Origin of the sequence: Streptococcus sp. SI1 (assembly GCF_030439945.1) — a bacterium.
Lineage (GTDB): Bacteria > Bacillota > Bacilli > Lactobacillales > Streptococcaceae > Streptococcus > Streptococcus intermedius.
Genome location: NZ_JAQFJE010000005.1, coordinates 1 through 12257 on the forward strand (window position 1 = coordinate 1; position 12257 = coordinate 12257).

The 12257-nt window shown below is 30.3% G+C and carries 7 protein-coding genes and 4 pseudogenes; 4 read left to right on the forward strand and 7 right to left on the reverse strand.

All coding sequences use genetic code 11. The annotated features are described in order from the left end of the window. Positions 1 to 1334, reverse strand: a 1334-nt coding sequence (locus PCY10_RS06855) for a thioester-forming surface-anchored protein (protein WP_301558948.1), incomplete at its 3' end; no start/stop codon positions are given. Between the two features lie 996 nt (positions 1335 to 2330). Between PCY10_RS06855 and PCY10_RS06860 the strand changes: the two are divergent. From PCY10_RS06860 to PCY10_RS06875, 4 genes and pseudogenes are all read left to right on the forward strand, one after another. Next, a pseudogene (locus tag PCY10_RS06860) lies at positions 2331 to 2444 on the forward strand (integrase); the annotation flags it as partial. A 57-nt stretch (positions 2445 to 2501) separates the two neighbouring features. Further along, positions 2502 to 2870, forward strand: a complete 369-nt coding sequence (locus PCY10_RS06865; protein ID WP_021003192.1) for a type II toxin-antitoxin system RelE/ParE family toxin — start codon at positions 2502 to 2504, stop codon at positions 2868 to 2870. Further along, positions 2857 to 3132 carry a helix-turn-helix transcriptional regulator gene (locus tag PCY10_RS06870; RefSeq protein ID WP_041787545.1) on the forward strand — a complete coding sequence of 92 codons (276 nt, stop codon included), beginning with the start codon at positions 2857 to 2859 and terminating at the stop codon, positions 3130 to 3132. Before PCY10_RS06865 ends, PCY10_RS06870 begins: the two co-directional genes overlap by 14 nt. A gap of 286 nt (positions 3133 to 3418) precedes the next feature. Further along, positions 3419 to 4011 (forward strand): annotated as a pseudogene (locus PCY10_RS06875) (tyrosine-type recombinase/integrase); the annotation flags it as partial. Positions 4012 to 4304: 293 nt separating this feature from the next. Here the strand turns inward: PCY10_RS06875 and PCY10_RS06880 are convergent. The 6 genes and pseudogenes from PCY10_RS06880 to PCY10_RS06905 form a co-directional block, all read right to left on the reverse strand. Then, complete coding sequence (locus PCY10_RS06880; RefSeq protein ID WP_021003193.1) at positions 4305 to 5066, reverse strand: ABC transporter permease; 762 nt, start codon at positions 5064 to 5066, stop codon at positions 4305 to 4307. A 1-nt stretch (position 5067) separates the two neighbouring features. Continuing rightward, on the reverse strand, positions 5068 to 5994 hold the full coding sequence (locus PCY10_RS06885) for an ABC transporter ATP-binding protein (protein ID WP_009569386.1): 927 nt from the start codon (positions 5992 to 5994) through the stop codon (positions 5068 to 5070). Positions 5995 to 6044: 50 nt separating this feature from the next. Then, positions 6045 to 8198 (reverse strand): peptidase domain-containing ABC transporter, encoded by a 2154-nt coding sequence (locus PCY10_RS06890; protein ID WP_041787548.1) that lies wholly within the window; start codon positions 8196 to 8198, stop codon positions 6045 to 6047. A gap of 500 nt (positions 8199 to 8698) precedes the next feature. Then, positions 8699 to 9198: pseudogene (locus PCY10_RS06895) on the reverse strand (DUF4411 family protein). Next, positions 9199 to 10308 carry an ImmA/IrrE family metallo-endopeptidase gene (locus tag PCY10_RS06900; protein ID WP_021003196.1) on the reverse strand — a complete coding sequence of 370 codons (1110 nt, stop codon included), beginning with the start codon at positions 10306 to 10308 and terminating at the stop codon, positions 9199 to 9201. A gap of 869 nt (positions 10309 to 11177) precedes the next feature. Continuing rightward, positions 11178 to 12227, reverse strand: a pseudogene (locus tag PCY10_RS06905) (DUF389 domain-containing protein). Positions 12228 to 12257: the final 30 nt, after the last annotated feature.

A 12257-nucleotide genomic window follows, 5' to 3' on the forward strand; every position in this document is an offset into this window, starting at 1 on the left:
GCTTTCAGTTTGATTGTTTCACTTTGACCTGCTTTAGAAGTCCAGGAATGAACGACTTGACCTTGCGCATCCTTCAGTTGGATCTTCGCACCAGCGATTTCTTCACCAGCCACATTCACCTTACTGAAGACAACATCTTGTTCAACTATTTCCTTAGGTAAAATTGTAAATGTTTGCGATTTATCTTTTGGATCATTATGCGATAGTTCTTGTTTTTTATCCGGTTTTCCATCTCCATCTGTATCTATCACGTTTTTTAATGAAACAACTTTTTCAAAGACCACATAGGATTTTCCTGCTTCTAAATCAAGCTTTCCAAAGTTTAATGTCCATTTCCCTTTTCCTGTTGCATCTGTTTTTAAATCGTCACCACTATTGACTACAGAAACCGGTCGTCCTGGATTAACAAGTTCTCCATCTTTTACTTCGTAAATTTCACCTATAACATCATATTCTGTATTTGGATAAAGACCACTATATGTTATCTTATCAGAGACTTCAACCCCACCTATAACGTCTTGCGCCTTCAATGTAGCAATGTCGTTTTCACTTGAGGTTTTTCCACCTGCTGTTACTGTAGTCTTTATTTCCCCGACAGGTTGATCTACTTTCAATCTACCAGTTACAATAGCTTGGTATCCTTTTTGACCTTGAACCCATTCAGGTTTATAGCCACGAAGTTCAAAATTACTAGGTATACTGATGCTATTCACAGCGTCACGCAGTAAGTACACTGCTTTTTGACCTTGTTTTGAATATTTATAATACAAATATGAATTAGTATCTTTATCCACCTTTTGTCCATCTGTATAACGCCATATTTCATTTTGTACAACAGTATAAAATTCATACATTGCATCCTGTGGATTCGTCCAACCAGCTTGTCCGATAACATTTGTAGGGTCTTTCAAATAAATATAAATCAGTTTAGATACTTTATCCCAAAGTTCCTCTGGACTTGTAGGAATGTTACCATACGTATGATTATCTCTAACAAGCTTATTAAAGCTTTCTTTATTGAGGTTTAAGATTTGTTCATACACCCCAAAATACTCATCCTTTTTTGAATCATATCCTGGATATTTCTTGCTATTTGCCATACAAAAACCGAATAGTTCTGTAGCTGTATGCAATTCATCTGATGTAACCATTCCTAAACGGTTTTCTCTCCCTGCCGAGTAATATTTACCATTTGGCGATACTCCCGTAGCATCATTAGGAAATCCATCTGCTTTAATTTTTGAAGATGGGTAAATGATACTTACTATTACCATCAAAAATACAACCAAAAACGAAATTGCACTTTTGAAAAATTGTCCTCTTCTCTTTTTCATTTCATTACTCCTTATAATTTTTTGTTTTTTATTTTTTTGAAAAAATGTATACAAAAATCGACAAGAATACATATCTATCCATCACGTACATATTCTTGCCGACTACAACTTCTTACATCACGAAAAAACAGAACCATAAATCTGCCCGTCTGGCCAAAAATTGTCTGCAAAATCGCTATTGCCATCCCTTGTTATTCCTTTTCATACAACCTTATGGCCACATTATAGCAAATAAATTAAATTTATGCTATAGTTTTTCGAAAATTTATTAAAACGTTTTCTTTCTTTAGAATCTAGTAATGACGATCGAAAAGAAGGAATATTTAAATATTCCTATTCTGGTCGGTATTAGTTGATATAATTTCCCCTAAATATTTCTTAGATACACTCTCTTTTGATCGTGGTATGAAACGACTCAATACAGCTATTATGGATTTTGAGAGCTCCATAGCGTTTGGCAGAGGAAAGGTAGGAGAGCAATAACGGTTTTTTCCTTTTTTGACAGCTTCTAATCCTTAGCAATCAATGAATCGAATTAGGTATGTAAGATTTAAAAGTTTAACCCCATATTTTTCTGACAGTCGCTTTAAGCCGATAGTTTTGGATTTTGTCCTCATAAGTGAGTTTCATAATAAAACACCTTTTTCTTCTGTTATAATTAATTTAGTTAATTTATGGTATTCTTCTAACTCGTAGAAAGATACTTTTTTACTATCTTTTTTATGGATATCCGGTTTAATAGTAAACCCATTTTCAGTATATAAAACTATATGCTGAAAAGCCAAAAAATATGTTCATTTCAAAATATTACATATTCTGTTTATTAAACATACTTAACCTAAAAAAAACAAAGCTTAGCAAATTATTTTAAGCTTTGTTTTTATTTAATTTTTTCAAATCAAGAACCTTTATCTAATATGTTCTTATGTTCCAATATAAAATTAACATCATTTGCAATTTCCTTAATCTTATCAGCCTGTCTTAAAAATAATTGGAGTTGTGAAAGAACGTCTCGGACATGCATTTATAACAACTACAATTGACACTTGCTCACACTTACATCCAAGCAAACAAGTTGCATTGACAAATAAACTATCAAGTTTATTTTAAATGGTTGAGGAAATATCAGTTGTCTTTTTGAACAATATATGCTATCATGGAGATACAATGAAAAAGCCAATATTTGAGTTCTATACAAGACCAAATGGTCATAATGAATTTGTAGAGTTTTATAAATCCTTACCACAAAAAGATAAAGAAAAACTACTGGCAACTATTAGCATGATACAAGAACATGGACTATTAACTGCCCAGCATATGGAATGGGTAAAGAAATTAAATAGTGATATTTTTGAAATTCGTTCCAAAGTATCATCTAATATTCAACGTGCTCTCTACTTTCATGCTGTGGATAATAGACATATTATTACTCATGGTTTTACCAAAAAGTCCCAAAAAACACCAATTAATGAAATTAAAAAGGCACAACTCATCAAAAAAGAATTTGAAGGGGAACAGAAAAATGGAAACAATTAAATTCAATGATTTCTTAAATGAACAACTTAGTGATAATTCTTTTAATGAGGGCTACCAAGCTGAAAAAGTCATTTTAGAAAGTGCGTTAGCTGTTGCTAATGCCCGTTCAAAAGCCGGTCTAACACAACGCCAACTTTCAGAACTATCCCATGTTCCTCAATCAACTATCGCTCGTATTGAAAGAGGACATAACACTAGTATTGAAACTATGAGCAAATTAGCTGTAGCTCTTAAGCAAGAACTAAAAATTAGTATTGGTTAGTGAGTTTTAGAGAGAAGAAGGATAGAACCTCTTCTCTTTTTCGTTACCTAAAATTACCATCAAAAAAAGAAACTAGAAATTTTTAGTAACCTTAAGCTCAGATATTGAAAAGAAAAGACAAAGTTTCTAAGCCTTGTCTTTTCAACTATACTAGCAGCCGAGAATTTGATATTTTAGTTAGGATTACTTTGTTGATTTAAAAGCACTTGGACAATCTAGACTACTTAAGAAAGTAGCTTATTTTTGGGAGAAAAATTGGAGATTTTGTAAGAGCTAGTTTAATAAGTATGCTTTATTCTATACTACGTTCTTCTTATCAGATAGAAAATCTGAGTCCTATGCTCTCCAATGGAAACATATAAATTTTAATTGAACAAGCATTAGATCGTTTTGGAAAATTAAAATCTACAAAAGGTAACAAAATAACCTTGTTTAGAGCACCAAAAGAACTTATGGATATTCTAAACGAATGGAAAAAAGAACAAAGACGGCAACTAAAACTATTCGGAATTAAGCAGAGTGAAAAACAATTTCTCTTTACATACAACAATAGATCAAATGGGGTTAATGTTCCTCTTCATATAGACTACTAAATCATAGAATGAACTCTATACGAAGACGATATCTTGGGCTTTCACCAGCTTCCCCACACAAATTAAGACTACTGGTGCTACTCTAGCAAGACGTGCTGATATATCCTTAGAGAAGATTTCAGAAGCACTTACCCATAGTGATAAACAAGTTACTAAAACATATGTAAACACAACTGACACAGTTAATCAAACAGTCGGTGAGATTGCTTTTAGAAATCTCAAAAAATGGCTCAGGGAAATTTCGGGGAATCTCTTGTTTTTTAGCCAAAAAAGACACCCAAGATAGTTCTCTTGAATGTCTTGAAACCTTGATATAATCGTATTGATTAACGTTTTGAGAATTGTGAAGCTTTACGAGCTTTCTTAAGACCTGGTTTGAACACCTCGTATTTGAATGAATTTCAATATATGCTTAATATCAATGTTTCCACATGTTTTTAAGAAAGAAATATTTCATCTAATTTAAATAACTTTCAATTGAATGGTGTGAATTTTACCCTAAAAATAAACGAATTGAGCTAGATTTCACCAAAAAGTTCACACCATTTGAATTGTTACTGTTTTGTACTTTTTATAGATTTAGAATTCTTTGTTTTCAAATAGTTTAGTGTCAATGTAAAAAATTACTATTGAATAAATAACAGTTAAAAGTAGTTGAATGGTGTAGCTAATTATCGAAATATTCCTTGAAACAGGGTTTAAAATATTCAATACTCCTAATGGGCTAAAAGATAATAATAAGTTATTTTTGTCTAATAAACTTCTTGAAATCAGTTCTCCTAAACCTCTTAACAAAACAACTCCAACTAGGGTACTCGATAAAGAATTTGTTATCAAAAATAAACAAATAATTGTAGTACTATAAAAAATAGTTGTAAGAAACGTTGTAATAATTTGAATTAATCCAGCTGTAAAAGTAAACATATTATCTGCAGATGAAGAGTAAGCTCCAACTTTAAAAAATCCAAATAGTAATGTTGTCGCTATAAAAGATGTTAAACTTAAAACAATTAAAATTAAGAATGAGGTAAAAATAGATGCTAACAATTTTGAAAACAAAATTTCTACTCGTTTAACCGGTGTGACTAACAATGATTTAATTGTTTTTTGCTGAATTTCTTGATAAAACGGTACTAATGCTACTGTAACTCCGACTATCAAAGCAAATATCGAAAATGTATCGCTGGAGGTTTTAAAAACATTTCCAAATGAAGATTCTGGTGCAACCATTCTTAGATACAGTATCAATAGAGAAATGACACAAACAAACCCTCCAAAAACATAGAAAATCTTTTTCCCAGCAAATAATTTGAACAACTCAATCTTTATTAATTTAAGCATATCAAACCTCCATATCTCTCTGCATTTTGATAAAAATATCTTCAAAATTATTTTGTTTCTCAGAAAAATTTATGATGGAGATATCCTGACGTAATAACTCTGTGAGTAATTTCTCCTTTACCTCTTTCATTGATTCTATATCTAAAGATAACTCAAGTTGCTCTATTCTCTCAGAAAAAACAATGTTTAAGTTATTTAAGATAGACTTTGTAAGTTCTAAGTTATCAGTTTTCAACAACCAAACGTTCTTTATAGATCCAAGTGATAAAAATTCTGTCTTTTTCCCTTGGAAAATTACTTTCCCTTGATTGATAATTGTAACTGTATCTACTAACTTACTTAATTCTTCCAATGAATGACTCGAAATTACAATCCCAACTCCTTTTTTAGACAATTCAATGAGCAAGTCTCTAAACTCTTTCATTCCTATGGGATCTAATCCATTGAATGGTTCATCTAATAATAAGATAGTTGGCTGATGGATTAAGGCTTGAGCAAGCCCCAAACGTTGTTTCATACCTAATGAAAAACTAGATACTTTACAATCCACACTATTGTCTAAACCAACTAAATGCAGATAGTTTAAAAGATCTTCTTTTGATAAGTTTACTTCATCATAAAGACTAGAAATAAGCATTAAATTCTGTCTAGCTGTTAAAGATTCATAAAATGTAGGATATTCAATAATCGTACCAATAGTATTCAAATAGCCCTTTGATTTCCCTTCAATTAGTTTCCCATTGATTTTAATTTCACCAGATTCTTTTTTTACTAAACCTAAAATCGTCTTGAATATTGTAGTTTTCCCAGAACCATTTTGTCCAATGAGTCCCATTATTTCGCCACTCTGCAACTCAAATGACAAATCTTCAATTACTTTCTTTTTGTTATACGATTTATTTAGACCAATAATTTGTAATAGTGCCATTTCGTCTTCCCTTCTAGTTAACAACGTTTATATTCAAACATACTATTTATTTACTTATCTAAGGGAAATCCATCATAAATGATTCTTCCTTTATCCATAACAATAAATCTATCTACAAATTTCATGAAGCTATCTTCATGAAAAATACTTATTATTATCATATTTTTTTTAATTGAATTTAAATATTCAAAAACTTTTTTCTCGGATTCTTTATCCAAACTACTTGTCGCCTCATCTAATAATAAAATTTCAGGATTACTTAGTATAGCTCTAGCTAAACCAACTTTTTGTTTTTGACCACCAGATAAGTTCTCTCCATTTTCTAGAAGAAATAGCCCTAGCCCATTTCCCTCTGATGTAAGTTCAAATAAACCAAATTCGATACAAATCCTATTGATTTCTTCATCTACAATCATTGAATTTCCCAAAGTTAAATTATCTCTCAGTGTCCCTTCAAATACATAGGGATCCTGACTAACGTATGCTAACTTACTTCTTATATCAGGTAATCGATCTTTTGAAAGCTTTGTCCCCTCATAAATGATCTCTCCCTTCTTTGGATTAATGAGAGTACCTATCATTTTCAATAGTGTAGTTTTCCCAGAACCATTTGTTCCAGTTATTCCAATAATTGAACCTGTATTTATTGTAATATCAATGTTATCGAGACTTTTATTAACTAAATTATATTGATAATCTACATTCTTTAGCTGGACTGTTTTTATCTGTTTAGTAAAACTTTTATTAGATTTACTGTCTGAATATTCCTTCTCGATTTCTAAAATATCAGTAACTCTTCCAATAGAAACTAATGTATTTTGAAATTCTCCAAATGATTTAATAATATTTTTTACAGGTATGATAAAAAAAGTAGTTAGTGATTCAAAAGCTACTAATTCGCCTAATGAGATAGTATCAGATATAACTAATTTGCTACCTATCCAAATAATTATTAATGTACCTATTGACTCCACTAATACAACCAAAGAGTTTAAAATATTTTTTAAACTTAAAATTTTAAAAAGACCTTTAGAAAGTTCTAGAGTTGTATCATGAAATTTATGAATGAATCTTCCTTCTCCCTGTTGTAATTTTATAGTTCCAATTCCAGATAATACTTCATTAATTATTGTTAATAAATCAGAGTGCTCTTTTTGTACATTTCGATTAACATTTTTCAATGGTGAAATAAAGATAATTGTAATAAATACATAAATAACTAATATTACAACTACCGACATAAATAAAATTGGACTAATAGAGCACAAGATGATTGCCCCTACTATTGCTAATATAGTGTCTAAAACCATTGACAAAATCATATTAATTCCTTGATTTTGAATTTCAGTAATATTATGAAACCTCGATAATATACTTCCTGAATCAGTTCTATCTATAAACTCTAGCGGTAAGCCAATCATATTACTGAAGAAAAGTAACATCAAGTTATTATTGATTCTTTCGGCCATTTTTGCTAATACAAAACCATTTAATAGGCTAATTATTAACTGACAAAAATAGAGTATGACAAGAACCAATAATAATAAATCGATTCTTGAGATAATTTGACCTAAAATTCCGTCAAAAGTATTTGACTTTCCATTATTTAGTATCATATTATCTATAACATTTTTATAAAAGAAAGCTCCAGCTATTGAAATTAATGATATTCCTAAAGAATATAAAATTGTGTAAAAAAATTTTTTCCTCTCTGAGGCTATGACATTTATAAGTTTAATATAATTTTTATTAAACTGATTATTATCCTCCCAAGAATCATTTTTTGAAAAAGTTAAAATTGAACCTGACCACTTCTTATTAAATTGTTCAAAAGTTAATACTTGTTTGCCCTCACCAGGATCAAATATAGTTATTTTTGAATTGCTATATTTATAAACCACAACAAAATGCCCTTTTGAATGATTATTTAAAAAATGTGCAATAAAAGGAAGCTGTAATCTATTATTTTTTAATTCTTCTAATAACTCATCAAGTGTACCATTTAAGGCTGTTGAAGTTAACCCAAATTGCTCCCCTACTATCCCAATTGTATAAAAGTTAGAGCCCGATTTGTCAACTTTCATTTTTTCCCTTATCAAAGACATAGGAGCATTATTCCCCCAAAAATGTATAATGGAGGTTAAGCATGCTGCACCACAGTCTTGAGCATCATGTTGCATTACTCCTCTAAAATAATTTTTCATAAGTTTTCCTCAAAATCATATTTTCACTAGTAATACTATAGCAACCCCTAATATCCACTTTTTAAGAAAAAAGCCACTTGAAAATAATCAAGTGACCTAAAGATTATGCACGAACGATTGTTTTATGACCTCTATATCTTCTCTCATGGTCATCAGACAAACCCAAACTGCTCCACCAACGACAGTCTGTTGTTCTTTTACAGACATTTTTTTCATGACTGCAACCTCCTTTATAATTTTTTTATTATTACTACTTTATGTCACCCTTTTTCAAATATATTATACAAAAAAATGAAAGGGTTTACAAGAAATTGACGGTTATAGAAACTATAATTCTCATCACTTTGAACATTAAAAAGGAGAAAACCAATTTAGTCCTCTCCAGATTGTAACTTTTTATCAACCCACTACAGTTGACAATGAGCCTATTTCAATAACTCTCGACCTCTAATATATTCATGTCAAAGATTCCATACTACTATAATTCAACTAGATCAGCATCAGATAGATAGTCCAATTTCTGCAAAAAATTGATTCATAGAAATACATCTAATCTTAAATTTTTCACATACATCTGGAATTTTAGCATTTTTACTAGGATTCTTATCACTGAGATTAATATTTTTAACTTCATCAGTTACGATTGTATAATTCTCTCTTTTAGCAATAGCAATCAACCAGGGATCTGCAATTTTTTCATTTGCCCAACCTTTTTCCGATAAGAGAGCAGTATCTTTATATAAAGGACTATCTTGAATATATTGAATTACTTCACTCCACTCTCTAGCATAAGATTTATGGTCTATTAAATCTTTTTCGTATTTATCACTAACCAGTCCCTAAACCATGGATCTTGATAATTCTCTGAAACCACTATATCAGGAATTTTTACATTTGAATTCAAAATACTCACAAAATTAAGCCAGAAAGTTGGGAAAAATTCATTACGATAATATCTATCATAAAAGTTGATGTATATATTTGAATCTAATAAATACATTTATCCCTCTCCCTTACTCAATATCTTATATCCTTTATAACCGACTCCAACAATATTAAAAGCATCTGTATATGTAATCTTATTTTGTTGGACAGCATTATTCACATATTTAAAGAAGTTATTGTCGATTCTGAATCTAAGATTATTACTATAATTCCCACCGTTGAAAGGTTTTCTGAGTTTTTGTATTTGCTTAAATTCTTCCTCTAATTCATAATTTATAGATTGATAAGTATCTTTTGAAATCATTGATAAATCATATAAACGCCTTAGAGCAACAAACTTACTAACCTCAGTTTTCTTTGAAATGATTTCTAAATTATCTTTTATATTTTTCTCTTCATCAAATAAATCTATAATTAAAGATTTTGGAGCTAAAATTTCAACTGTTACTGAATTTATTATCGCCTCTTTTTTATTTCGTTTACTCAACTCTTCGCTTTCTAATAAGTCACTATCACCATACAATACATGAATAAATTCATGTATTAGCGTGAATAATTGACCTGCTTTAGAATCTAACTGATTGATAAAAATAATAGGCGCTTTTTTATCAGACAGAACAAAGCCCCTAAATTCTTTAATATTTAATGGACGATGAGTGTTATCTTTATACTTACCATTTAAAAAAATATATATTCCTAAATTACCTAACACTTTTCTATAATGGTTAAATCGATTTTTTGTAATCTCAGCTCCCAGAAGAGTTCGTGCTTTTTCTATTACTTCTTCATGTTTACTATCAAAATCAAACATACCAACGAAATAACATTCATTCTCAACTGTATCTCTCAAAAAGTCTTGTTTTTCTTGCATTTCAAGAATTGTAGCTTTTAATTCCGGACTAATGTCAGATAAATATTGTGAATTTAAAGTTCTAAAATCAATATTTAAACTAATAGGAGTAATTCTTTCTTTGAGTACTAACAATCCAGTAGGAACATTAATAAGTTTTGAAAGTATTGATAATTGATTAAATGTCGGATCTAGTTCTCCAGATAAAAATTTATCTATATTAGGCAATCTTTTACGTATTAATTCAATAGGAGTATTAGAATTATGAATATATGCTGATAAAACTTTATTATTTACTTTTATACGTTGCGTCATAATATACCTCCTTTTTTTTTATTCTACCAAAATATTTAAAATATTTCTATTTATATTGGGAAGTAAAAGTAAAACAATGCGAGTCCAATAATCGAGTCAATAACGAGTAACTCAACCTTCAAATAATTACATAAAAAAAGTCACTTTGGTATCTAATTACAAAATGTATGCTTTTTGAGTTAATCTGGCATACTTTACACTACTCATGTAGTAATAAGAATTATTCCTCTAGCTTGAATTGTCAAGGTAAAATCCAATTTATAAAATTAAGCTAGACAGAAAAAGCATCCCGTATTTTGGATACGAAATGCTTTCAATAAATGTAAATAAGTTTTAACGTTTACTAAATTGTGAAGCTTTACGAGCTTTCTTAAGACCTAGTTGGAAACATTTCTATTTGAATAAGTTTCAAGATGGGCTTAAAATCAATGTTTTCCCACGTTTTCAGAAAGAACAATCATCTAATTTGAATAATATTTCATTTAAATAGTGTGAACTTTATCCTAAAAATACACGAATTGAGCTGATAAATACTAAAAAGTTCACACCATTAGTTAAATTATTTTTTGTTACATACATTTTTTTAGATGATAGACCTCCTAATTTATTTCTTATAGCATTTGAGCAAACCTCCGTTATCAGAAAACAACCAGAAAGAAAAACCGCAAAATTAATATTTTCTTTCTGGTTGTTTTTTTATAAATTGAATTTTCAGTAAAATACTTTACTCATTTATACTACCCCTTACTTCTATGTACTTTCTTTCATCTAAAGAAAAATCTCGTATTCATCAATTTTATTTCGTTATAGGTAAGAAAGAAGAACAAACAAGAAAAACACGGCATAAAAACCTATTCAGTTCATCGTCCTCAATCCTTGTCTGCTTCATTTTCTTTTACGAGATCGTTTTGTGAATCTTTTTCAGAGAGTTTTTGATCGATATACTTGTCAATGTTTTCGTAAAATTCCTTGGTCGTCTCACTATCTAATTTTGTCGAATTATGGACTTGATTGACTTTCAATTGAACAGATTGAATACCGTAAGAGGCTTGTTTTTGGCGAATGGTTTCTAATTCTTCTTCTGAAATTGGATCTCCAACAACCGTCAAGACCAATTCATTATTCCTTGACTTGTAGACTTGATTAATGACCGTATGATTGGCGAACTCTTTTCCTACAAACTGTTTGATCCCTTCTTTTCGCGCTTGATCTATCGTCAGAGTGACTGCTGAATAACTGGCTGTAAGAACCAATAATACAATCAAGGATATCAAGCCAATTTTCATTTTAATGTTTAGCTCTTTAAATGAACTTAAAGGAGATTTTCTCATCAAAATTCTTGTTCCAACAATGTTGGTTAGCATGATAAAGACACAGTTAATCAAGAAAAGATAGAGAGCCCCAAATAAAAATCGTACATTTCTATTAGCTAAACCATAGCCTGCAGTACAGATAGGTAGCATCAAAGCTGTTGCAATGGCTACTCCTGGCACGATATTGTTTGCTTCTTTTTTTCTTGAACCAATGACACCTGCTATCCCACCAGCAATAGCAATGAGAACATCCCAAATGGTTGGAGAGGTTCGTGCAATCAACTCGCTACTTGCATAAGATAAGGGAGAAATCCAAAAATACAGAGTCGATACAAGCAAGCTGACCAATACTTGAGTAAATCAAACCTCTAGAGATTGCTTGATTAAACGCGTATCAAAAATAGCTAAACCAAATCCGAGTCCAACAATCGGTGTCATAAGAGGGGAAATCAGCATGGCTCCAATAATGACAGCTGTTGAATTCATATTTAGACCTATAGAGGCAATAAAAATCGCACACATCAAAATCACTGTATCTCTTAATCAAACATGAAGATCATCATATAATTTCTCACGGTATTCCCGTGTTGAATAGTTTCCGGTCATCGGTTACTCCTTTTATTTCATATAATTTTG

Excerpts from the sequence above, each read along its gene's own strand:
- PCY10_RS06865 (WP_021003192.1), top strand. The coding sequence starts at position 2,502 with ATGAAAAAGCCAATATTTGAGTTCTATACAAGACCAAATGGTCATAAT.
- PCY10_RS06870 (WP_041787545.1), top strand. The coding sequence starts at position 2,857 with ATGGAAACAATTAAATTCAATGATTTCTTAAATGAACAACTTAGTGAT.
- PCY10_RS06880 (WP_021003193.1), bottom strand. The coding sequence starts at position 5,066 with ATGCTTAAATTAATAAAGATTGAGTTGTTCAAATTATTTGCTGGGAAA.
- PCY10_RS06885 (WP_009569386.1), bottom strand. The coding sequence starts at position 5,994 with ATGGCACTATTACAAATTATTGGTCTAAATAAATCGTATAACAAAAAG.
- PCY10_RS06890 (WP_041787548.1), bottom strand. The coding sequence starts at position 8,198 with ATGAAAAATTATTTTAGAGGAGTAATGCAACATGATGCTCAAGACTGT.
- PCY10_RS06900 (WP_021003196.1), bottom strand. The coding sequence starts at position 10,308 with ATGACGCAACGTATAAAAGTAAATAATAAAGTTTTATCAGCATATATT.